This window comes from Mesorhizobium sp. M1423, assembly GCF_040317575.1.
In the GTDB taxonomy this organism is placed as follows: Bacteria; Pseudomonadota; Alphaproteobacteria; order Rhizobiales; family Rhizobiaceae; genus Mesorhizobium.
The window spans coordinates 139,817-162,172 of sequence record NZ_JAMYKU010000003.1 but is presented as its reverse complement, the minus strand read 5'-3'; the positions used below and the strand labels follow the sequence as shown (position 1 = coordinate 162,172).

22 protein-coding genes and 2 pseudogenes are annotated in these 22,356 nt (G+C 62.6%); 11 read left to right on the top strand and 13 right to left on the bottom strand.

Translation table 11 applies throughout. From position 1 onward, the window contains the following. Positions 1-597 (top strand): cation efflux transmembrane domain-containing protein, encoded by a 597-nt coding sequence (locus NKG95_RS05620; RefSeq protein WP_023720625.1) that lies wholly within the window; start codon positions 1-3, stop codon positions 595-597. Between the two features lie 198 nt (positions 598-795). Here the strand turns inward: NKG95_RS05620 and NKG95_RS05615 are convergent, their stop codons facing one another. Then, positions 796-1,218, bottom strand: coding sequence for a hypothetical protein (locus tag NKG95_RS05615; RefSeq protein WP_352494450.1), 423 nt, complete (start codon positions 1,216-1,218; stop codon positions 796-798). Positions 1,219-1,406: 188 nt separating this feature from the next. On the opposite strand from NKG95_RS05615, the gene NKG95_RS05610 reads away from it, so the two are divergent. The 4 genes from NKG95_RS05610 to NKG95_RS05595 all read left to right on the top strand — a co-directional run bounded on the left by NKG95_RS05610 (position 1,407) and on the right by NKG95_RS05595 (position 6,455). Further along, positions 1,407-2,219 carry a class I SAM-dependent methyltransferase gene (locus tag NKG95_RS05610; protein WP_353040154.1) on the top strand — a complete coding sequence of 271 codons (813 nt, stop codon included), beginning with the start codon at positions 1,407-1,409 and terminating at the stop codon, positions 2,217-2,219. A 610-nt stretch (positions 2,220-2,829) separates the two neighbouring features. Further along, positions 2,830-4,359: a DUF2778 domain-containing protein gene (locus tag NKG95_RS05605; RefSeq protein WP_353040153.1), complete on the top strand. Its 1,530-nt coding sequence runs from the start codon at positions 2,830-2,832 to the stop codon at positions 4,357-4,359. Positions 4,360-4,555: 196 nt separating this feature from the next. Continuing rightward, positions 4,556-5,341 (top strand): ThuA domain-containing protein, encoded by a 786-nt coding sequence (locus NKG95_RS05600; RefSeq protein ID WP_352639462.1) that lies wholly within the window; start codon positions 4,556-4,558, stop codon positions 5,339-5,341. A 55-nt stretch (positions 5,342-5,396) separates the two neighbouring features. Then, the gene (locus tag NKG95_RS05595) at positions 5,397-6,455 is read left to right on the top strand and encodes a Gfo/Idh/MocA family protein (RefSeq protein ID WP_352589575.1); all 1,059 of its coding nucleotides are present in this window, start codon (positions 5,397-5,399) and stop codon (positions 6,453-6,455) included. A 103-nt stretch (positions 6,456-6,558) separates the two neighbouring features. Here the strand turns inward: NKG95_RS05595 and NKG95_RS05590 are convergent, their stop codons facing one another. Next, positions 6,559-7,257: a TetR/AcrR family transcriptional regulator gene (locus NKG95_RS05590; RefSeq protein WP_352494446.1), complete on the bottom strand. Its 699-nt coding sequence runs from the start codon at positions 7,255-7,257 to the stop codon at positions 6,559-6,561. A gap of 183 nt (positions 7,258-7,440) precedes the next feature. Between NKG95_RS05590 and NKG95_RS05585 the strand changes: the two genes are divergently transcribed. Together NKG95_RS05585 and NKG95_RS05580 are read left to right on the top strand one after the other, a co-directional pair. Continuing rightward, complete coding sequence (locus NKG95_RS05585; protein ID WP_353040152.1) at positions 7,441-7,917, top strand: RidA family protein; 477 nt, start codon at positions 7,441-7,443, stop codon at positions 7,915-7,917. 306 nt (positions 7,918-8,223) lie between these two features. Next, positions 8,224-8,655, top strand: a complete 432-nt coding sequence (locus NKG95_RS05580) for a DUF6841 family protein (protein WP_023720614.1) — start codon at positions 8,224-8,226, stop codon at positions 8,653-8,655. A gap of 24 nt (positions 8,656-8,679) precedes the next feature. Here the strand turns inward: NKG95_RS05580 and NKG95_RS05575 are convergent. Continuing rightward, a pseudogene (locus NKG95_RS05575) lies at positions 8,680-8,877 on the bottom strand (polar amino acid ABC transporter ATP-binding protein); the annotation flags it as partial. Here NKG95_RS05575 and NKG95_RS05570 point away from each other — a divergent pair. Together NKG95_RS05570 and NKG95_RS05565 are read left to right on the top strand one after the other, a co-directional pair. Continuing rightward, positions 8,851-9,066: pseudogene (locus tag NKG95_RS05570) on the top strand (Gfo/Idh/MocA family protein); the annotation flags it as partial. The pseudogenes NKG95_RS05575 and NKG95_RS05570 sit on opposite strands and share 27 nt — an antisense overlap. A gap of 303 nt (positions 9,067-9,369) precedes the next feature. Then, positions 9,370-9,792 (top strand): hypothetical protein, encoded by a 423-nt coding sequence (locus NKG95_RS05565; RefSeq protein WP_023720612.1) that lies wholly within the window; start codon positions 9,370-9,372, stop codon positions 9,790-9,792. 143 nt (positions 9,793-9,935) lie between these two features. On the opposite strand, the gene NKG95_RS05560 is transcribed toward NKG95_RS05565, so the two are convergent. The 6 genes from NKG95_RS05560 to NKG95_RS05535 form a co-directional block, all read right to left on the bottom strand. Continuing rightward, positions 9,936-10,664, bottom strand: coding sequence for an amino acid ABC transporter ATP-binding protein (locus tag NKG95_RS05560; protein WP_502913921.1), 729 nt, complete (start codon positions 10,662-10,664; stop codon positions 9,936-9,938). A gap of 29 nt (positions 10,665-10,693) precedes the next feature. Continuing rightward, on the bottom strand, positions 10,694-11,368 hold the full coding sequence (locus NKG95_RS05555) for an amino acid ABC transporter permease (protein WP_023720610.1): 675 nt from the start codon (positions 11,366-11,368) through the stop codon (positions 10,694-10,696). Beyond that, entirely contained in the window at positions 11,365-12,036 is a 672-nt protein-coding gene (locus tag NKG95_RS05550) for an amino acid ABC transporter permease (RefSeq protein ID WP_023720609.1), read from the bottom strand. The genes NKG95_RS05555 and NKG95_RS05550 overlap by 4 nt, the downstream gene beginning before the upstream one ends. A gap of 148 nt (positions 12,037-12,184) precedes the next feature. Next, on the bottom strand, positions 12,185-12,973 hold the full coding sequence (locus NKG95_RS05545; protein ID WP_023720608.1) for an ABC transporter substrate-binding protein: 789 nt from the start codon (positions 12,971-12,973) through the stop codon (positions 12,185-12,187). 110 nt (positions 12,974-13,083) lie between these two features. Then, positions 13,084-14,247: a saccharopine dehydrogenase family protein gene (locus NKG95_RS05540; protein ID WP_353040150.1), complete on the bottom strand. Its 1,164-nt coding sequence runs from the start codon at positions 14,245-14,247 to the stop codon at positions 13,084-13,086. Next, positions 14,244-14,747 (bottom strand): Lrp/AsnC family transcriptional regulator, encoded by a 504-nt coding sequence (locus NKG95_RS05535; RefSeq protein WP_023677254.1) that lies wholly within the window; start codon positions 14,745-14,747, stop codon positions 14,244-14,246. Before NKG95_RS05535 ends, NKG95_RS05540 begins: the two co-directional genes overlap by 4 nt. A gap of 384 nt (positions 14,748-15,131) precedes the next feature. On the opposite strand from NKG95_RS05535, the gene NKG95_RS05530 reads away from it, so the two are divergent. Further along, the gene (locus NKG95_RS05530) at positions 15,132-15,986 is read left to right on the top strand and encodes a hypothetical protein (protein WP_353040149.1); all 855 of its coding nucleotides are present in this window, start codon (positions 15,132-15,134) and stop codon (positions 15,984-15,986) included. Between the two features lie 169 nt (positions 15,987-16,155). Here the strand turns inward: NKG95_RS05530 and NKG95_RS05525 are convergent, their stop codons facing one another. Further along, positions 16,156-17,202 (bottom strand): acyltransferase family protein, encoded by a 1,047-nt coding sequence (locus NKG95_RS05525; RefSeq protein ID WP_352494439.1) that lies wholly within the window; start codon positions 17,200-17,202, stop codon positions 16,156-16,158. A gap of 207 nt (positions 17,203-17,409) precedes the next feature. Continuing rightward, positions 17,410-18,135 (bottom strand): 3-keto-5-aminohexanoate cleavage protein, encoded by a 726-nt coding sequence (locus NKG95_RS05520; RefSeq protein WP_353040148.1) that lies wholly within the window; start codon positions 18,133-18,135, stop codon positions 17,410-17,412. Positions 18,136-18,291: 156 nt separating this feature from the next. On the opposite strand from NKG95_RS05520, the gene NKG95_RS05515 reads away from it, so the two are divergent. Further along, a complete protein-coding gene (locus tag NKG95_RS05515) occupies positions 18,292-19,035 on the top strand; it encodes a 2OG-Fe(II) oxygenase (protein WP_352641015.1) in 744 nt (247 codons plus the stop codon). A gap of 24 nt (positions 19,036-19,059) precedes the next feature. Here the strand turns inward: NKG95_RS05515 and NKG95_RS05510 are convergent, their stop codons facing one another. Beyond that, on the bottom strand, positions 19,060-20,415 hold the full coding sequence (locus NKG95_RS05510) for a sigma-54-dependent transcriptional regulator (RefSeq protein WP_353022377.1): 1,356 nt from the start codon (positions 20,413-20,415) through the stop codon (positions 19,060-19,062). A gap of 5 nt (positions 20,416-20,420) precedes the next feature. After that, the gene (locus NKG95_RS05505) at positions 20,421-22,280 is read right to left on the bottom strand and encodes a sensor histidine kinase (RefSeq protein WP_353040147.1); all 1,860 of its coding nucleotides are present in this window, start codon (positions 22,278-22,280) and stop codon (positions 20,421-20,423) included. Between the last annotated feature and the right edge of the window lie 76 nt (positions 22,281-22,356).

Below are 22,356 nucleotides of genomic sequence, written 5' to 3'. Positions count from 1 at the left end.
ATGCAGCAAGCCATTACGTCGGACGGCCTTCGCCGGGTGGTGCTTGTCGTCGCGCTGCTGAACCTCGGTTATTTCGGCATTGAATTCGCCGTGGCGCTGGCGATCGGCTCGGTGTCGCTGTTCGCCGATAGCGTCGATTTCCTGGAAGATGCCTCGGTCAACCTCCTGATACTGCTCGCCATGGGGTGGTCGCTGCGTGCCCGCTCGCGGGTCGGCATGGCGCTGGCACTTATCCTTTTGGTGCCGGGCCTGGCGACGCTGTGGACCGCGTGGGAAAAGTTCAACATGCCGGTGCCGCCGCAGCCAACGGCCCTGACGCTGGCGGGGTTGGGCGCCTTGGCGGTCAACCTGTCATGCGCCTACATGCTGGCGCGCTACCGCCACCACAGCGGCAGTCTTACCAGGGCGGCATTCCTCTCGGCCCGCAACGACGCCGTCGCCAACATCGCGATCATACTGGCCGGACTGGTGACGGCCTTCCTATGGCGCTCGGCATGGCCGGATCTGATCGTCGGGCTGGGAATCGCGGCACTGAATGCAGACGCGGCGCGCGAGGTCTGGGAGGCTGCCCGGGAAGAGCACCGAGCCGTTTCGTGAAGCCAAACGCTCAGCGCGCTGCCGGATTGCTAATCCGCCAATGCAGGCCGCATACCGGCCGGCAGTCATCCAGAAACTTGCGTGATCTCTAATATAAACGCACACTTGCAAAGCGGACCGAGAGAGAAACCGCCACGAACATCATCAAAAAGGCCCGCGTCCCGGACGAGGACGCGGGCCGGTTTTCGTTGGCATGCGCTAGGCAGGTATCAAGACGGCGATGCGGTGGATGCCGACCACCTTGCTGGTGTTGGCTGCCGCCTCGGTCTTGCCCTTGGAGCAGGTATACATGTCACCTTCCTTGAGCTTGAATTGCTTGTCGGCTTTCTTGACCGTGAATTCACCGGCGGCAATGGTGCATACCATGTCGTTGTCCATTACCATTGCGGGAGCGGCTGCTCCCGGCTGAAAGACCACATCGACAATTGAGATGCTCTTGTAGGCGGGGATATCGGAATTGCCGGTGCCGACCTCAACTACCCTGACGCCGGGGGCTATTTCCTTGCCTTCCTTCGGGCCGTATTTCTTGACCTTGGCAGCTGCCGCCAGCGTGAACAAAGGCGTTACCGCGGCCGCCGTCACGCCGAGCGCAATTGCAGACCTGCGATTTATGGTTTTCATCGCGTCCTCCCATTATGTTGGCCGCGCACCAATGTGCATGGCCACTCTATATTAGCACATTTGCAGATAACTGCAGAACGCCGTTTCGGAGGGTCCATGAGCGAACCGCCTCCCGGTCGAATGCGACCGAATAACAAACAATTCTATGCTATGCTGGCGAGCCATCAAACGGACGGCGGGGGATAGCAATGTTGGAAACGGACAAGGTGTTCGCTGGCTCGATTCCGGAAAACTACGACCGCTATATGGTGCCGTTGATTTTCGAGCCGTTCGCCGCAGATCTTGCACGACGGGCCGCGTCCTTGTCGCCCAAGGCCGTTCTGGAAACCGCCGCGGGCACCGGGGTTGTCACCCGCGCATTGGCGCCAAAACTGGCCCCCAGTGCAAGCTATGTCGTAACCGACCTCAACCAGCCGATGCTCGACTACGCCGCTTCGCGGCAAGCTCCCGACGATCGCATCAAATGGCGTCAAGCCGATGCTCTGGCGCTGCCGTTCGAAAATGCGGCCTTCGATCTCGTTTGTTGTCAGTTCGGTGCGATGTTCTTTCCCAACCGCTCATCTGCCTACCGCGAAGCCCGGCGAGTTCTGAAGCCTGGCGGACATTTCCTATTCAGCGTGTGGGATCGCATCGAGGAGAATGTATTTGCCGACGATGTGACGAATGCTCTGGCGCGGATTTTTCCGAACGATCCGCCGCGCTTTCTGGCACGCACGCCGCATGGCTACCACGATACGGCACTGATCCGCCGCGAACTGGAGGACGCAGGTTTTTCCGGTGTGGTGATCGAGACGAGGGCCGAACAAAGCCGTGCCTCCTCGCCGCGCCTTCCGGCCGTTGCTTATTGCCAGGGCACTCTCCTTCGCAACGAAATCGAGGCCAGGGAGGCGGGAAAACTGGATGCTGCAACCGACTACGCCGCAGCCGCGATTGCAGACAGGCATGGCAGCGGCGAGGTTGCTGCCAAAATCCAGGCTCACATAATCATGGCTGTGGTCTGAACGGTTCATCGTTTTCCGGGCGGAAAACCGTTTCACACTTTTCCTGGAATTTGCTTGAGGTGCTGGATATTCCGTTCAGCGCTGAGCAGTAAACGTCTTGCCGCTATCCTGAATTCCCAGACGTTAATCGTTCATTCGCCCAAGTGGCAGGTCGACAAGTGGCAGGTCGATAATCGCCAGTTCGACCGATCACCGGGGCTTGATGGCGGCGGCTGCCGGCGGCGCGATTCCGGTCGGCCTGGCTTCACTTTGGCAGCCGTCGCCGACTCCGCCCAGCAAGGTCTAGTCATTTCGCTTTCTTGACTCGGCCGACAAAAACGGGCAGCAAAGTCATCATTGGAGGGCAGTTTTGCCAACTATGCAGGTTTTGGAGGGCGTTTTTCGGTGTGACCGTCGCCCAATCGGCGGTCGGTAGAGGGATTGGTTAACCAACTTTGTCCATCTTTTGAATCAATCGGCAACAGACGCGAAGTGTGCTGGGGGCACCAGGCGAACTGTGAATGTCACGGCTGCGAAATCCGCTAGCCGGCAACGGCCGATTGAGAGTGGTTGAATGGCGTTTGTAAGTGCGAAAACCCGGGGTGACAGTCCTGCAACTGGATTGACTTCGATGAGGCCCGGCCTGCGCTGGGTCGCGGTTCCGGCCGTCGGCGCAGCCATTGCTTTATGGTCGGTGGCGACCTTGGCCGGCCTTTATTCGATGGGAACCTCGCTCACCGCCGTTTCCAACGGTCTCCCGCAAAGCCTGCTCGCGCCGCGCACCATCGCGCTCGCCGATCCTCGCCGCAGCCTTGCAAAGGCGCAGGCCCCGACATGGGCCGCGGCAAACGCAGCGCTGTCGGCCCAGTTGCTGCAGCACGGATGCGATGCCAACTGCCTGCGGTCGGCGTCGAACTTCGTTCACCAGGGAAAATCGGCGCGTCTCAAGCGCAATACCGTGCCGCTTGTCGCCGATGCATCGCGGCAATCCAGCTTCGACGACGTGGTGGCCAAAGCCGCGCTGTCGCCGCAAAAGCTTGCCGCTGCCTTTGCCCGTGCCTCCTCCGGCTCACCCGTCATGCTCGCCAGCCTGCCGGCCGATGCCCGGTTCGCCGAGCCGGTACGCATACCCGACCCGAACGGCCCGGCATCGGTGCGCTTCGGGCCGGCGGTGGCGGAGATCGAACGCTCGTCGCGCCTGGCGCTGGCGCTGGCGAATACGTTGCCGGAGCAGATGATCGACGTGCTCCCGGCAGCCGTCATGGCAAGCGAGCCCGCGGCTTCACAAGAGCCGCAAGAACCTGAGGTCCAGTTGGCCTCGCTGCCGCCGCAGGACGACATGCCCGACAGCATTCCGCTGCCGACGCTGCGTCCGCGGGCGGTCATCGATCAGCCGGCGCCCCAGACTCAAGCCTCGAAAGACCGGGCGCCGAAAGACCGGACGCCAAAGGATCAGGCAGCAAAAACGGAGCCGCCCCAGGCATCCAAGGCCCAGGCATCGAAGACCCAGGCATCCAGGGCGAGCAAGGTCCAGACGGCCGATGCTCCGCCGGTCGAGACGCAACCCGGCAGCCTGTCGCCTCGCAATTCGTCACAAGCGGCAGTGCCGGCGGTGTCGGGCAAGCCGGGCAAACGGTCGAAGACGCAAGGCGGCGACATGCTGGCCTATGCCAAGCCCGACATGCCTTCCGGCGGACTCGGCGGGGCCTTCAGGAACCTGTTCACCACGCCTGGCATGGGCAGCGGCGTCGCCGTCTACGACATCTCGGCCAAGACCGTCTATATGCCCGACGGCTCGCGGCTGGAGGCACATTCGGGGCTGGGCGCGATGGTCGACCAGCCGCGCTACGTTCACAAGAAGAATGTCGGTCCGACGCCACCCGATACCTATAATCTGACGCTGCGGGAATCGCGCTTCCACGGCGTCGAGGCACTGCGTCTCACCCCTGCCAGCGGCAGCAACAAATATGGCCGCGACGGCCTGCTCGCCCACACCTACATGCTGCGCGGCGGGCGCGCCGAATCCAATGGCTGCGTCGTCTTCAAGGACTATGCCCGCTTCCTCGCCGCCTACAAGAAGGGCAAGATCAAGCGCCTCGTCGTGGTGCCGCGGCTGTCGAAGCCGCTGACACGCGTCGCCCAAGAGGGCCGCGGCGCTTAGGTTATTCGCAGGCAGCGCAAACATGTGAGATGTCGGCGGGAACAGCGCCGGCATCGCTGGTTTTGCCGCGTGGACTTTCCCGCCCGATTTCCAACAGATTGTCAGCAGCCGGCCGCGAAACGGTTTTCATTCCCGGCCGGGGATATTATGACTGACCGGTCGGGCGGCTCCAGCTTCAAACAATCAAGAGGACATCATGACAATACGCGCTGTCGTTTGGGGCGAGAATATCCATGAGCGGACCAATGAGGTGGTCGCCGGCATCTATCCCGCGGGCATGCACGCGACGATTGCCAATGCGCTGAAGCTCGACCCCGAGATTTCGGTGTCGTGGGCAACCCTGGAGCAGCCGGAGCATGGGCTGCCGGCCGACCGTCTGGCCGAGACCGATGTCTTGCTGTGGTGGGGGCACAAGGACCATGGCGCCGTCGCCGACGAAGTGGTCGAGCGCGTGGCGCGCCGTGTCTGGGAGGGCATGGGGCTGATCGTTCTCCATTCCGGCCATTTCTCGAAGATTTTCAAGAAGCTGATGGGCACGCCCTGTACGCTGAAATGGCGCGAGGCGGGCGAGCGCGAGCGGCTTTGGGTGACCAGCCCCAACCACCCGATCGCAGCCGGGATCGGCGAGTATTTCGAGCTCGAGAACGAGGAGATGTATGGCGAGCAGTTCGCCGTGCCGGAGCCGCTCGAGACCGTGTTCATCTCGTGGTTCCAGGGCGGCGAAGTGTTCCGGTCGGGGCTGACCTATCGCCGCGGCGCCGGCAACATCTTCTATTTCAGGCCCGGCCACGAGACCTATCCGACCTATCACGATGCCAACGTCCACAAGGTGCTGCGCAATGCGGTGAAATGGGCGCACAACCCGCTCGGCTCCAATCCGGCCATCCTCGATGCGCCGAACGTGCCGGCGGAAAAGGCGCTCGAGCCGATCGTCGAGCGCGGCGGAAAACTTCATTCCGCCGGCGAAGCCGGCTTTCGCTAGACCACAAATCCATGGTCGAACAAGAAGATAAAGCCCTGTCCTAAGGATAAGAATCATGCGCCTCTTGATACTCGGCACCGGTTGGATGGCGGAGGAGCACGCCAGGCAGTTCGGCAAGATCGAGGGCGTCGAACTGATCGGCGCCGTCGATCTCGACCGTACGCGTGTCGACAAGTTTTCGGACATCTACGGTATCCCCAACCGGTTCGCGTCGCTGGACGAGGCGCTGGCATGGGGCAAGTTCGACGCGGTGGCGAACGTGACGCCGGATCGCATCCACCATCCGACCACCATGATGCTGATCGCGGCGGGCAAGCCGGTGCTGTGCGAGAAACCGCTGGCCGAAAACTTCGAGAAGGCCAGTGAGATGGCCGATGCCGCCGAGCGGGCCGGCATCATCAACATGGTCAACCTGACCTATCGCAATGTCGCGCCGCTGCAGAGAGCGCGCGCCATGGTGCTGGCCGGCGAGATCGGCACGGTCAGGCATGTCGAGGCGTCCTATCTGCAGAGCTGGCTGGTGTCCAAGTTCTGGGGCGACTGGCGCACCGATCCGAAATGGCTGTGGCGGCTGTCGCGCGGCCATGGCTCCAATGGCGTGTTGGGCGACGTCGGCATCCACATCCTCGATTTCGCCAGCTATGGCGCGGCGCTCGATATCGACCATGTGTTCTGCCGGCTGAGATCCTTCGACAAGGCGCCCGGCAACCGGATCGGCGAGTACGGGCTCGACGCCAATGACAGTTTCACGATGTCGCTGGATTTCAGCAATGGCGCCTTCGGCGTCGTCCATGCCAGCCGCTGGGCGACCGGCCATTTGAACGAACTCCGTCTGCGCATCTACGGCGACAAGGGCGGCATCGAAGTCGTGCACAATCTGACCGGCTCAGAGCTGAAAGCCTGCATCGGCGAAGACGTCGAGAACGCCAAATGGCAAGTTCTGGACACCGGAACGGTGCAGACCAACTACCAGCGCTTCGTCGATGCAGTGCGCAACGGCGTCCAGGCCGAACCGTCGTTCCGGCATGCTGCCGAATTGCAGAAGGTCCTCGACCTCGCCGTCGTCTCGGATGAGAAGCGGGCTGAATTGAGCACGCACGCGGATGCGCAATAGACCTGGGTTCCTCGCGGCGGGGCGGGGGCGGTCAGGGTCAAAACAAAACCGAGTTTGCATCTCGGCCATTCACGGCAGGAAGTCACGGCTCTGAAAGCAGAGTTCATTGTCTTGGAGAGAGGCCATCGAGCAGGAAGCCGAGGCCTTTCCGGAAAGCACCATCCCAATCGTTATCCAACAGCAGACGAGAGCGTTCGATCGTCGGATAGCGTTGGCTGAGCCCTGTAAGGCGCTGCTGCGTGTCGGCTCTGCCGTCGTCCGAGAGGTCGAAGTTCGCCCGGCTGATGGTGGCGCCCATCACATAGTTCCACAGCGACCATATCGCGACGTTCAAATCTGCGTCCGCCACACCGGCCCTGGACAAGGTCTTGCTCAGCAGTTCAAGGCGACTGAGGATGTTCGCGCCGAGCGCCCGGCGCGGCAACAGCGATGCCGACCAAGGATGGCGCAGCATGCTGGCGCGCCAGTCTTCGAGCATATGGACGACTTCTCCGCGCCAGTCTCGAGGCTCAACCAGTTGCGGCGGTCCGCCATATTCGAGCACCGAATCGAGCGCCAGATCAAAGACATCCTCTTTGTTGTCGACGTGCCAATATAGGCTCATCACGCCCGAGCCGAGGCGATCGGCCAGCCGACGCATCGTCAATCCGTCGACCCCTTGAGCGTCCAGCAGTTCTACCGCGGTCGCCACGATACGTTCCCGCGAGAGAGGCGGTTCACTGCGCGGCTCCTGCACGGGCTGGAGCGACCCGCTTGTCCGCTGAGATCGCGTGCTCCGGGCGCCGCTACGTTTGGCTGCCATCCGTCTTCCTCGCTGCTCGGGCCGTCGATTTTGACCGGCAACGCGACGAATGTCGATCCTGAACGATTGACTCGTACGACGTACTATGCGACTGGCTCGTGCGGCGTACGAGTCGATCGCCGATATCAATCATGCCGGCCGCGAGGGTGTCTTGCTCGCAGTCGGCAGAGCCAAGAGAAAATCATGCCACGCGCCAAGCGCCTGCTTATCGGAGGGTTAATCGTGATGACCATGGGCGTTTCCACTGCCACAGCGAATGATCTCAAGCTGACCATCGTCAATCCACAAAACCTCTATGACCCATCGCCGAATGGCTACAGCACGGCGGTGATCACGCCCCGCGGAGCCCGGCTGGCCTACATCTCCGGACAGGGCGGCCAGGACAGCACGGGAGCCTTGTCGCCCGACTTCGCTGTCCAGGTTGCGCAGGCCTACGCAAATTTGCGCACCGCCCTCGATGCGCTCGGTGCCAGGCCGGATCAGGTCGCCAAGCTTACGGTCTTTGTGGTCGATCGCGATATGTCCAAGCTTGGGGTCTTGACCAGGAACGTCAAGGAGATGTTCGGCGAGGCGCTGCCGGCGCAGACTCTAATTCCCGTTCCCAAGCTTGCAATCGACCCGATGCTCTTCGAGGTGGAGGCCGTGGTCGTGCCTGACTAGGGGCGCGGCTATAGCTCCGATCGCCCAAATCGAATGGGTCGAGCGCGCCGCTAGCCGCGCGCTCGCCATCACGAAGGCCGAGCAACAGGGCTTCGCTTGTTGCGTCTGCGGCGACAAGGGTGGCATCGAAGTCGTGCACAATCGGGTCGCACCACGCATTCGTCATCCCAGGGTCTGCGCCGCGTCGCTTCGCTCCTTGCTCCACCCCCGGGACGAAGTCATCATGGCTGAGGCCATTGCGGATGTCGGAGATCGGCGGAGCGTTTCCTGCTCCCACCCAACATAGCCTCACCTGGAGATGAAATGATGGAAACCAGCGTAAGGAAGCTATTCGAGAGATATGAGCGCTTTTTCAACCAGTCCCTCGGCGGCGACATGGACATGGATGAAGTCGCATCGCTGTATGCTTCGGACTTCATAGCGGCTTCGCCCGCCGGGGTCATGACTGGAAAGAACGATGGGCAACTCAAGCAGGTCATGGCGCAAGGCTATGCGCACTATCGCGCGATAGGTACGAAGGAAATGCGGATACGCAACCTCAGGCTCTCGCCGATAGACGAACATCATTGCGTGGCCCATGTCGCCTGGACGGCAACCTATGCCCGCAGGGATCAATCGAAGGTGGCGATAGATTTTGACGTCCACTACCTCGTGCAGAAATTGGACGCAGAGCCGAAGGTTTTCGGCTGGATATCAGACGACGAGCAGGCGCTGTTGAGAAAGCACGGCATCGTCTGAGGTCCGCTTTGTCCTAATGCCCTCCTAATGCCGCAGGATCTTGCTCAGGAAAGCGCGGCTGCGGTCGGTCTTCGGGTTGGAGAAGAACTCGTCCGGGGTGCCGCTCTCGACGATGGCGCCGGCGTCCATGAACACGACGCGCTGGGCGACCTTGCGGGCAAAGCCCATCCCGTGCGTCACCACCATCATGGTCATGCCTTCCTCGGCGAAGACGTCGAGAACGCTAAATGGCAAGTTCTGGACGCCGGAACGGTGCCCACCAACTACCAGCGCTTCATCGATGCAGTCCGCAACGGCGTCCAGGCCGAACCGTCGTTCCGGCATGCTGCCGAATTGCAGAAGGTCCTCGACCTCGCCGTCGTCTCGGATGAGAAGAGGGCCGAATTGAGCACCCACGCCGATATGCAATAGGTTTGGCTTCCTCGCCCCCGCCAAGCGGGGGGAGATGTGGCCGCAAAGCGGCCGGAGAGGGGTCTTTGGCAGCGAGGGCGTTCGCAAGAACGAAATGTCTTTGATGTCGGGACAAGGTCGCACGCAATGACATGGTCAGCGCAATTCCCCCTCTCCGTCTCGGCGACCCGGGTGGTTTGTGAAACCTCGCTAGCCGCGAGCGAGACTGAACTAACTCGGAAGGTCAGTTGACACTTCGCCGCAACGGCCCATCGTTGATTGTTGGCCTGCCTTTCCGACCAACTTTTGAACAGGGAGGAAACAATGGAAGCCGTCAATCGTAGATCCACACTTGCACTCGGTCTTACACTGGCCGCAACGCCTCTGATCGCTTGGGGGACACCAGCAGCCGCCCAGACTTACGGCCCCGATGAGGGCAAGGAGGTCTCACCCGGCGTCAGAGTTGTAGCGCTTGGTGAGCGCAAGTCGGTCATACCAGCCTATGCAACGGTGAAGCTGCGCGATGTTGTCATTCAGCCTGGAGCGAAGACGGCTGACAACATGATGAAGAACGACATGCTCTGCCACATGACTGAGGGAGAACTTTCGGTCGTTCACAACAAACAAAAGTTCACAGTCAAGAAGGGCGATGTTTGGGCCTGCGCTAATGGCGCTACGACAGAAGGCACCCAGAACACGAGCAGTGCGGTCGCGATCATGCGGGTCATCGATTTGATGCCCGCATAAGGGAAGCGGCTGGTGGAAGTGCGGCAATGGCCGCCCTAAGAGGAAGCCCGGCGCGCATCTGTCGTATTAGGGAACGTCCAGCGAAGGGCCGCTTTCCATCCATCTCGGCCATCGACGACAGCCAGCTGAGTTGAGTTTGAACTCTAATGCCGCAGGATCTTGCTCAGGAAGGCGCGGCTGCGGTCGGTCTTCGGGTTGGAGAAGAACTCGTCCGGCGTGCCGCTCTCGACGATGGCGCCTGCGTCCATGAACACGACGCGCTGGGCGACCTTGCGGGCAAAGCCCATCTCGTGCGTCACCACCATCATGGTCATGCCTTCCTCGGCCACCGCAACCATGACGTCGAGGACTTCCGAGATCATCTCGGGGTCGAGCGCCGAGGTCGGCTCGTCGAACAGCATGATCTTGGGGCGCATGCCGAGGCAGCGCGCGATCGCCACGCGCTGCTGCTGGCCGCCTGAGAGCTGCGCCGGATAGGCATCGACCTTGTCGGCGAGGCCGACCTTGGCGAGCAGCTCGCGCCCGGCCTTCTCGGCCTCGGTCCGCGGGATCTTGCGGACATGGATCGGCGCCAGGGTGACGTTCTCGAGCGCCGTCTTGTGCGGATAGAGGTTGAACGACTGGAAGACGAAGCCGATCTCGGTACGCAGTCGCGTCATGTTGGTGGCGTGGTCGCCGAGGCGCTGGCCGTCGACCGTCAGGTCGCCGTCGCGGATCGTCTCCAGCCCGTTGATGCAGCGGATCAAGGTGCTCTTGCCCGAGCCGCTCGGGCCGCAGACGACGACCACTTCGCGCGGCTCGACGCTCAGCGTAATATCCCTGAGCACGTTGAGCTGGCCGAACCATTTGTTGACGCCGCGAAATTCGATCATGCCGGCACCATTCTTGCTGCTGAGGTTCGTCATAGCTGCACCTCGCCATGGGCTGCGCCCATGCGCTGTTCCAGCCGTCGGGCCAGCATGATCAGGGGGTAGCAGACGATGAAATAACCGACGCCGACGAGGAAGAAGACGAGCAGGCCGTTCGGCACACGCTGCACCACCAGCCACCCGACGCGGGTGAGATCGGTGAGCCCGATGGCCGAAACGACCGAGGAATCCTTGATCAGCAGCACATATTGCCCGACCAGCGGCGGCAGCACGATGCGCATCGCTTGCGGCAGCACCACCTGGCGCATGCGCTGCCAGCGCGACAGGCCGGACGCCAGCGCCGCCTCGACCTGGCCGGTCGGCACCGAACGGATGCCGGCGACGACGATCTCGCAGATGAAGCAGGCGGCCAGATTGGTCAGCGCGATGATGCCGGCGGTGAAGGCGTCGAGCTCGATGCCGAGTTCCGGCAGGATGAAGAAGATCAGGAAAATCTGCACCAGGAACGGAGTGCCGCGGATCAGGTCGACCCAGCCGCCGATCGCGCTGCTGATCAGCCGGTTGCCGCCTGTGCGCAGGATGCCGAGGCCGAAGCCGAGCAAGGTGCCCAGCACCAGGCTGATCAACGACAGCACCACGGTCATGCCGAGGCCGCGCAAGGCGAGGGGATAGCTGCCGGCGATGCTTTGCAGTTGCTGCCAGATCATGTCCGTGCCCCCGCCAGGCCGAGCCAGCGCCCGGAGAGTGCCGCCAGTCCCTTCAGCCCGTAATAGAGCAGCAGGTAGAAGGCGGCGATGGTGATAAAACCTTCGGCCGGCATGAAGCGGTCGGAAGCGAGCAATTGTCCGGCGCGCGTCAGTTCGGCGACCGAGATCAGCGACAACAGCGCGGAATCCTTGACCAGCACGATCGCCTGGCCGAGCAGCGGCGGGATCGTCACCTTAAACGCCTGCGGCAGGATGACGAGGCGCATGCGCTGGACATAGGTCATGCCCGAAGCGACGCCGGCCTCCACCTGGCCGCGCGGGATCGACAGGATGCCGGCGCGGATGATCTCGGCGACATAGGCGCCGCTGTTCAGCGACAGGGCCAGGATGCCGACGACGAGCTCGGGCAGGACGAAGCCGAGCCGCGGCAGGCCGAAATAGAGGAAATAAAGCTGCGCCAGCAGCGGCGTGGCGCGCACTGCATCGATATAGGCCTTGGCCGGGACGCGGAACAGCCGGCCGCGCTGCAGGTTCATCGCGGCGAGTACGATGCCGACGGCGAGCGCGCCGGCAAAGGAGAGGACAGACAGCCACACGGTCGTGACGAGGCCCTGCCCGAACAGGGGCAGATATTCGACGATGGTGCGGAAGCTGAAGTTTTCGAGCATGGTGAGGCGGTGACTGGTGACTGGTGACTGGTGAATGGCGAGTAGCGAGTAGCGAGTAGCGAGTAGCGAGTAGCGAGTAGCGAGTAGCGAGTAGCGTTCCCTACTCCCCACTCCCTACTCCCTACTCCCTACTCCCTATTCCCTCTACTCAGTGATCCTTCTTCCAGGCGTCGGAATTGACCCAGTAATCGAGGTTCTTCTGCAGGCGGCCGTCGAGGCTGACCTGGTCGAGGAACAGGTTCATCCAGGTCAGCAGGTCCTGCTCGTCATAGCGCGTGGCGAAGGCCAGTGGCTCCTTCGACAGCATGTCCGGCATGATGATGAAGCTGCCGGCCGGATAAGCGGTTGACTGGCCCTTGACCGCCGAGACGTCGTTGACGCCGCAATCGGCCTGGCCGTTGTTGACGGCGTCGAGCAGCAGCGGGCCGCCGCCCTTGTAGCTCTTGATGTCGGCATCGGGGAAGGCGGCCTTGGCTTCCTTCTCGCCGGTGGCGCCGAGCAGCACCGCGATCTTGGTGCCCTTGGCCTTGCAGTCCTCGGTGGACTTGAAGGCGGTCCCAGCCTTGGTGAAGACGGTGCTGCCCGTGTACATGTAAGGCTTGGTGAAGGCGACCTTCATGCCACGCGCCAGTGTCGGCGTCATGTCGGCAACCAGAAGATCGGCCTTGCCCGACAGCAGCGCCGGGATCAGGCCGTCCCAGTCGAAGTCGAGGAAGGTGATCTTGACGCCCATTTCCTTGGCCATCAGTTCGGCGAGTTCGACCGAACTGCCGGTGCGTTCGCCGGCGGCGCCGACCAGCGAGAAGGGCGGTCCCTGCGTCTGCACGGCGACGCGCAACTCACCGCGCTTGGTAATCTCGTCGAGCGTTCCGGCACTGGCGGCAGCGGTGAGGCCGGCGAGCGCAAGTCCGGCGATGAAAAGCTTGGCAATCTTCATTTGGGCATTCCTCCTTGTTGTCGTTTGTTGTTCCACTTGTTGTTTCACCCCATCGGGGCGCCTTTTGAGCGGCGGCGCCGTTGCCGGCGGCAACCACCGTTCGAAAATCTTCAATCCCAGCTCACCGTTTCGGCGACCTTGATGCCGCGCCTGGCCAGCTCGTCGAGGAAGCGGCCATCGGGCACATGCAGCAGCGGGTTGAGCAGGCCGGGCGTGGCGATCTCGCGCCGTGCCAGCATCTGCGCCACGATACTGGCGGGATAGCCGACGCCAAGGCTCATGCCGAACAGGCCGGAGGCGAGGTCGCGTTCGATGACCAGCTCCGAGGTCACCGTCTTGCGGCGGCCGCCTTCGCTGCCGACAAAGACGTTGCGCATCACGCAAAGGTCCTTTTCGTCGGCGCCATATTGCAGTTGCGGACCGAGCAGCCGGCCGAGGAATTCGCGTGGGCTGACGCCGGTGCCGGGCACCTTGTCCTCGGACAGGAAGCCGAGCTGCTTCAGCGGCGCCCAGAACGCCGACCAACCGGGCCAGCGCAGCGAATAGCGGCCGGAGCGCTGCAGCCCCTTGGCGGCGGCGAGCATGCCGGCATAATGCGGCGCGTCGCCATTGGGAAAGGCCTCGAGCCGCCCCAGCCCGGCGATCTCGATGTCGTGGATGAAACGATTGTCGTGCTGGCGGGCGGCCGGCACGTCGACCCGTTTGCCGTCCTCGACCAGCACGCTGTCGCGGTTCTGGCTGACCAGAACCATGTCGAAATTCCAGCTCACCTTGTAGCGCAGCGGCTCGACCACCGCCTTCGGCTCGGGAATGCCGCCGCAATAGGAATCGATCGCGGTGATGGTGTCGAACTGGCGTGCGGCGCGCGCGTAGAGCACAAGGTCGATGCCAGGGTCGAGCCCGCATTCGGTGACGATCGAGACGCCGGCCCTTTCGGCCTCGGGAGCGAGATCGGCGATGGCCTTGCCGTAATTGGTGGTGACCAGCGGCGTGCGCGTCGCGATCGCCGCCTGCACCGCCTCGCGCATCAGCGGCTGCGGCAACAGGTCGATGACCGCGTCGACGTCCTTCATCACATCGGCCAGCACCGGTCCGATCGCGCCCTCCGGCACGACAAAACGCACCCGGGCAAGGTCGGTCAGGCCGCCAAGCCGCGCCGCGCCGTCGGTTGCGGTGTCGAGGCAGACCACTTGCTCAACGCCGTCGCTGGCGACGAGATCGGCGATCGCCGCCCGGCCTTGCAGGCCGAGGCCGCCGAGAACCGCGATCTTCATGCCATTTCCTTTCGCGTCTCGTCCGACCAGCAGCCTTCCGGCAGGCTGACCCATTTGTTGCAGGACGCCATGACGACGAAGGTTTCGCTGCGCACGACTTCGCCCGGCTCGCCGGCGCCAGGGATCAGCTCGCTGGTGACGCGGTAGAGATCGGCGACATCGCCGGCCACCGTTACGTCGACGATGATGTCGAAGCGTCCGGTGACGACGGCGGCCGAGTTCACGAAAGGCAGTTCGGAGATGCGCTGCGCCAGTTCACGCGCCCGGCCGCGCCCTTGCGCGTTGATGCCGACGATGGCCGAGATCAGCTCGGGGCGTTCGGTCAGGTTGAGCAGTCCGACGATCTTGAGCAGGTTGCGGTCGAGCAGGTTGCGCAGCCGCATGCGCACCGTCGGCACCGAGATCGCCATCTTCTCCGCGAGGCGGTTGACGCCAAGCTGCGCATCCTGCGACAGCAGCTTGACCAGTCGCCGGTCGGTCTGATCGAGATGTTCCCGCAAACGCTCAGGCTTTCATAAAAGGAAATAAACGGTCGGATTTTCTTTCTGATATGAAAATACCTTATGAGAGATTTTTAACAACGGCAAGAGCCACGTCATCCGCGGTGCCCCTGTGCCTGTCGGCAGTTCGTTGCACATGCCACATTTTGTTCTTGCTTTGTGCCGGCAGCTATGCTACTAATTTGGGTATGGTGCTAATCGCGCCGCCGACCCGCCCTCCCGAGGCGGGTTTTTTGTTTTCCGGATACCCTTTGAAGGTTCAGCGCCGCCGGCTTGAGTTGGCGGTACAGCGCCGTTCGGGACGCGCTGTGTTCGAGGGTGAAAGAAGCAAGTGGCGCAAGAGGTGCCTGGAATCCATAGCTTAGAAAGGAACGGTAAATCGACATGAAGAAGATTTCTCATCTGTTGGTGCTGACGGCAATCTGCACCATTACCGCCGCCATGGCGCCAGCTGGCGCCGCATATGCCCAGAATGCGCCCTACTGGCGAGCGGACTGGGAGGAGGGGCCTTGCACCGGAGCCTCGTGCTATACCGACTGGTCTTTCGTCCAGGCGGAGAATCCGGCGGAAGCCGATCCCAGCCTGAACGCAATTATCAGCGGCCTGGTCTCGACCGGCGCAGGGAATGTATCCTCGCACGGCGGCAACAGCTTCGGAAAGTTCGAAACGACGCTGGCTGCCATCAATGCCGGGAAGCCCCACTCCAAAGTCTACAAGGAGTGGCTCTTTGCAGGCGGCCTGGCCAAGAACGACGCTTTCGGACGTCCGCTCCAGGCGGTGTCGCCGTCAGGGATCGATGGAACTTATGTCGCGTGGTTTTTCATTCCCTCCGATTACCAATACGCGGGAAACGGCTGGACGAATATCTTCCAGTTCAAGGTGACCGAGCAATCGCCTTTCAAGCAGGACCCAACATGGTGGGTCAACCTGACCGACAATCCGACTGACGATGTGGTGATGCTGCATGTGGAGAATGCGGCGGCCGGAGTCCACAATCCGGCTAACGATGTTCCCGCCCCGAAGGGGCGCTGGTTTCAGCTGCGCGCGGATCTCTATGAAGGGGTAGGCATCGATTGGTATCTGGACGGGGTGTTTTGGCAATCGTCGTCGAACGCAACGTGGCCGGTCGGGCGGGATTCCGACGGATCAGGTACACCTCAGTCATTCGTGTTTGGCGTGGGCCACTATGGTGGAGTTGGCAAACTCTACACTGACGATGCCTACATGATTGCAAAGTAGCCACTGACACATTGCCGAAGTGCATAAAATAACAAGCTGCTTCGGGTCCAACCGGGCGGCTATTTTTGTATCTAGAGCGCGTCGCATTGAACGGATCCTGCGACGCGCTTTAAGTTTTTTGTTTTATGCATGTCGTTGTCGCAAAATCGTTGCGAGGCGCAACCGCAACTTATTGTGCCTTCACCTGATAGGCGGAGAGGCTCATCCGAGATATCGCCAAAAGCGGCTTTTCAATAAAACTATAGCTGGCCAGGGAGACGGCAATGCAGGCGGTGACAATAACCATGCCTGCGAGCCATGGTGATACATTGGCGCTTGCAACGACAGGAGCGGTCGCAAGCAGCACGATAGGATGTGTCAGATAGAGAGAGTAGGAAGCATCACCCAACCTTGCCAGCACGCGAGGAGCAAGAAGCCGGAAGTAGCTTTCCAGGCTTATGCAAGCCGCGACAAGGATCAACGCCGGGATTCCCTGAGCAAGGGTTCGCGGCAAGTTGAAGCCAAGGCCCATCACCAGCATGGACACGATGGCGAACACGAGTGCCGAGACACCCAGGACGGCAGGCGAACGCGCCAGCCTGCCGACCAGGTGGCCGAGAGCCATGCCGGCAAGGAACTCAAACAGGATTGGCGTGGTATAGAAAAACAGCACAGTATCGGCGGCGGGTTTGAAGATGATGCGCGCCGCTACGGCGATTGCAAAGACAACGCCGACCATGGCCATTTGCGTCAAGGTGCCAAGACCCATAGTCGCCGCGAACAGAATGTAAAACAGGATTTCCAGATTGAGCGTCCAACCCACGCCAAGCACTGGTTGGACATAACCTGTAACAGTGTCGAGATAGGGAATGAAAAGCAGGCTATTGGTGAGCTGCTCAAGAGACACTGCACGACCGGCAAACAACCAAAGTGCGGCGACCATGACGAAGGTCATAACCCAATAGAACGGAACGACGCGCGTGAAGCGCTGCATCAAAAAAGCACGATGGTCGCGACGTCTGTTCTCCGTCGAGAGAACCATGACAAAACCGCTGATGACGAAAAACAGATCGACACCACTGTTTAGGATGGGAATACCCAGATCGAGCATGCCCAGTGCGGCCGGAAGATGATAGATAACAACCATGAGGGCTGCTAGCCCCCGCAGGATCTGTACCGATGTATACTGTTGAACCCGGCGCGGCGCAGCGTGATCATTCTCTGGAATGATGTTCATCGAAAAATGGTCCCCTGTGCGGGGAGCATTAACACACGGGGTCGTTGATGTGCTGATTAATTGCTGGTTTAATTAATGCGTAAAGTTTTAGATAAGTTTTACTGACACCAGCACGCGGCCATACTTTAGACCCGCCCGACTTTGGCCTGCCTCTCTGTCAAAACCTGGCATCTCCCCAGTGAAGAGGAGATTGGCCGTTTCCCCGCGCTAACGGCTGGTCTCGAAGATAGCGACGGCTGCCGCTGTCAGCGCGGCGTTACCGGGTGCTACTGTTCCATCAGGAAGCTCCTTGCCGTCTTCCAGTCCGACGCGCGTCGACCATCGGCGTTCCGCCGCCCGGTGCACGAAAGGCCAGACCGTGGCGTCGGCACCGTGCAGCAGGATCGCCCGGCGCATCCCGGCGCCGTCGAGCACGGCGGCGATATCGTCACTGACCTCCAGCGCCGCGTCCAGGGGCTGCTCGGAGATTTCGATCAGGATGCGCAGCACCCGTTTGCCATGGTCGAGGCTCACCAGGCGTTCGGCGTCGGCGACGGAGGCAAGCCCCGCCTCGATGCCGATGCCGCGCTGGCGCAGACTCTCCATGACGGCGGGCGCGGCGTCTTCGCTCAGATTGACCGAGGCATAGTCGGGCAGCTCGCTCCAACCGGCGATCGCGGCCAGCGTCCGCTCGTCGTCGTTTTCGATCCAGGCGCCGGTCGACACGCCGATCAGCGTTCCCGGACAGGCACGGCGGAGCGCCATCACAGTCCGGTCCATAGCCGCAGGCGCGATGCTTTCGCAGCCGTCGAGTCCGCGCGCATGGACATGCAGCTCGGCCGCACCGGCGGCAATCGAGGCCGCACCGTCGCGCGCCATGGCTTCGGGATCAAGCGGCAGTCGCGGGTGGAAATCGGCGCTGCGCGCGCCATTGATGCAGGTCTGGACAATCATTGAGATGGCGGTCTCGTTGAAGTGGAACAAGTTTAGCGCACGACAACGAAATCGGAAATCGGATGATATCCATCCCGCGAAGCTCACCCGGCAAGAAACGGGTGGTCTGCGCGCGCTGTCTCACCCATCTCTGGTCGTAGAGAAGGAGGCGAAGCCATGACCATCCATTCGATAGGCGCGAAAGCGGCGATCAAATCGGCGGAGGCGCGCGTCGCCGCCTATGATTGGCCGAAACTCGCCGGCGAGCTGAGCGGCTATGGCTGCGCGGTGATGGAAAAGCTGCTGACGCCGCAGGAGTGCCGGCAGATCGCCGGGCTCTATCCGGACGAGAGCCATTTCCGCAGCCATGTCCACATGGCGCGGCACGGCTTCGGCAAGGGCGAGTACCGCTATTTCCGCTATCCCTTGCCCGACTTGATCGGCGGCTTGCGCACCGCGCTCTATCCGCGCCTGGCTGCGGTCGCCAACGACTGGAACGAGCGCATGGGGATCGCCCAGCGCTATCCCGACGAACATGCCGCGTTCCTCGAGCAATGCCACGAGCAGGGCCAGACGCGGCCGACGCCGCTGCTGCTGCAATACGTTCCCGGCGACTTCAACTGCCTGCACCAGGATCTCTACGGCGATCTGGCCTTCCCATTGCAGGTGGCGATCCTGTTGTCCGAACCCGGCAAGGATTTCACCGGCGGCCAGTTCGTGCTGACCGAGCAGCGTCCGCGCATGCAAAGCCGCGTCGAGGTGGTGCCGCTGCGCCAGGGCGATGCGGTCGCCTTTGCGGTCCACAATCGACCGGTCCAGGGCACGCGGGGCAATTACCGCGTCAACCTCAGGCACGGCGTCAGCCGGCTTCGCTCCGGCATGCGCCACACCGTCGGTATCATCTTCCACGACGCCAAGTAGCCGAGCCTCTCGGCCCGGCGGCGATTATCGGGAAAAATCGCTGCGCACGATGCCGTGGCGCTGGAGCTTGTCGTAGAAGGTCTTGCGCGGAATCCCCAGCGCTTCGATCGTGCGCCTGACATCGCCCTCGTTGCGGCCAAGCGCCTCGCGGATGATGTCGGCCTCGTAGCGCTCCAGCCGCTCCGGCAGCTTCATGGCGGCGTTCGATTCAGTCGGGGCAGGGGGTTGTGCTTCGGCGCCTTCCTCCAATCCAAGCACGAACCGCTCGGCGAAATGCGCCAGTTCGCGCACATTGCCCGGCCAGTCATGGTCGCTCAGATGGCGATGTACCGTCGCCGGCACTGCCGGCACCGGACGATGGAAGCGGGCGGCGGCGCGCTCGGCGAAATAGAAGAACAGCAGGGCGACATCGTCGCGGCGCTCGCGTAGCGGCGGGATCGAGATCGTCACCACGTTGAGCCGGTAGTAGAGATCCTCACGGAAAGCGCCGCGCTGGCGCGGATCGCCGAGGTCGACCTTGGCGGCGGCGACGACGCGCAGATCCACCGGCCGCACCTCATTGGTGCCGAGCGGAGTGACCTCGCGCATTTCCAAGACGCGCAGCATCTGCACCTGTGTCGAGACCGGCATGCTTTCGATCTCGTCGAGGAACAGCGTGCCGCCGCTGGCATGCTCGATGCGGCCGATCCGTTTCTTCTGCGCGCCGGTGAAGGCCCCGGCCTCATGGCCGAACAACTCGCTCTCGATAACGGTCTCCGGCAGCGTGCCGCAATTCAGCGCGACGAAATTGCCCTTGGCGCGGCGGCTCCAGCGATGCAGAAGGCTTGCCACCACCTCCTTGCCGGAGCCGGTCTCGCCGGTCACCAGCACGTCGACATCGGTGTCGGCGATCTGGCGCAGCGTGCGGCGCAGCCTTTCCATCGCCGGTGTCTGGCCGATCAGCGGCAGGCTGTCCTGCGCCTCTCCGGCCGCCTCGCGCAAGGCGCGGTTCTCCATCACCAGGCGGCGCTTTTCCGCCGCGCGACGCACGCTCTGCACCAGCCGGTCGGCGGCGAAAGGCTTTGTGATGAAGTCGTAGGCGCCGTCCTTGATCGCCTTGACGGCCATGGCGATGTCGCCATGCCCGGTGACGAGGATGACGGGAATGTCGGCATCCAGCCGCAGGATGCGGTTGAAAAGCTGCAAGCCGTCGATCTGAGGCATGCGGATATCCGACACCACGACGCCGGCAAAACCGGCGTCGAGCCGGGCCAGCGCCTCGGCCGCCACCGCAAAGGCCGAGACCGAGAAGCCGGCAAGCTCCAGCGTCTGCGCGGTGGCCTTGAGGAGATCGCGATCGTCGTCGATCAAGATGACCGGCGCGGCATTGTCGTTCGTCATGATGGCTACGCTGCTTTCATGAGATGGATGGCGAAGCGGGTGCCGCTGTCGTTGCTTGAAACCTCGATGCGGCCGCCATAATCGGCGACGATGTCCTTCGAGATGACGAGGCCAAGGCCGAGGCCTTTTTCCTTGGAGGTGTTGAACGGCGTGAACAGCGACTTGAGAATCCCGGGCGGAATGCCAGGTCCGTTATCGGACACGCCGACCGTCACGCCGTCCGCGGTCTCCTCGACCGATACCTGCACATAAGCGTCGTCGCGGCCGTCGAGTGCTTCGAGCGCGTTCTGGAAGAGGTTGATCAGCACCTGTTCGAGCCGGACCCGATTGCCCATGACTTTGAGGCTCGGCGGCGGCAGGTCGATGGCCAATGCGTCGAGCCGACCGGCAAAGCGGCTTCTCAACAGCATGACCGCGCCCTCGACAACACCACGTAATTCAACAGGCTCGGCGGCGGTGCGGCCCTTGCGGGCAAATGCCTTCAACTCCTCGGTGATTGAGCCGATGCGTTCGGTAAGTGCTGCAATGGCGCCGAGGTTTTCCTCGGCCGGCCCGGTCTGCTTGCGGTCGAGGAAGGTGCGGGCATTGTCGGCATAGGCGCGGATGGTGGCGACCGGCTGGTTGATCTCATGGGCGACACCGGCGGCGACCTGGCCGAGGATGGCGAGGCGGTTGGCCTGGACCAGATCCTGCTGCACGATTTGGAGCTTGGCTTCGGTGCTGCGGTGGCCTGCTATCTCGGCCTGCAGCCGGTCGCGGGCTTGGCTCAGATCCTCGGTGCGTTCGACGACGCGGCGTTCGAGTTCGGTGCGCGCCGCCTGTTCGGCGGCAATCCGCATCTGCGCCGACTGCCGCCGCCACAACAGATACGCGGCCAGGCCGAGCAGCGGGACGACGGCACCCAGTGCTAGAAGCCGCATTTCGCGGACGGCAGCGGCGATCGGCGCTTCGGCCGGGATCAGATAGTCGAGCTGCCATGGGGTCGAAGGGACCGGCGTGGAAAGGCTGAGATACTCCGCCTCACTGCCGCCGGGCGTCACCGCGTGGACGATCGACACATCCGGGCTGAGCGCCTGCCGGTGCATGATCGGCAGCGGAACCAGCGGCGCGTCGCCGAACTGTTGGCTGTCGCGGATTGCGGCTTGCTCAGGTGCGGCCAGCGGCACGGTTGTCATGAAGCGCCAGGACGGCACGCTGGTGATCAGCACGACGCCGTTCTCGTCGCTGACATAGGCCGGGCGGTTGGCCTCGCGCCAGTCGGCTTCGAGCTGGTCGAACTCCATCTTGACGACGACGACGCCGAGCGGTGCGGCAGCATCGCCGACGCGCCGCGAAATGTAGAGGCCGGGACGCTTGCTGACATTACCGAGCGCAAAATACTCGGCGGTTCCGGCCTGCATCGCGCCGGAGAAATAATCGCGAAAACGGTAGTCATTGCCGACGAAGCTGATCGGCTCGCGCCAGTTGCTGGAGGCGATCGCCAGTCCGTCGGTGCCGACGACATAGAGCACCGACGCCTTGGTGCCGGAGACCAGCCCCTCGAGCTTGCGGTTCAGAACATCGATTGCCGCGGCATTTTTCTGCGACAGCGCGTCACGCACTTGCTGGTCCGCGGACAAAAGCAGCGGCAGGGCGCGCGGGCTTTCGAGCACGGCGCGCAGCAGCGCGACCTTCAGATTGGCGTCGGTACGCCCCTGTGCCGCCAGGGTCCCGACCTCGGCGGTGCGGCCGTAGAGGCTGGCGCCGTAGAGCGTTGCGGTGAGGATCAGCAGGGCGACGGCCGTAAACAGCAGCCAGGCTCGGCGCGCCCGCCTGGCGAGTTGCTCGGGCGTCGAAGACAAGGCACCGGCGGGGCGTTGCAGCATCGCCCATTTGTGCATGAACTCGCACAAAACACAATTCGACCTATGCGGAGATTCGCACTTGTCTGTGTGTCCAGCA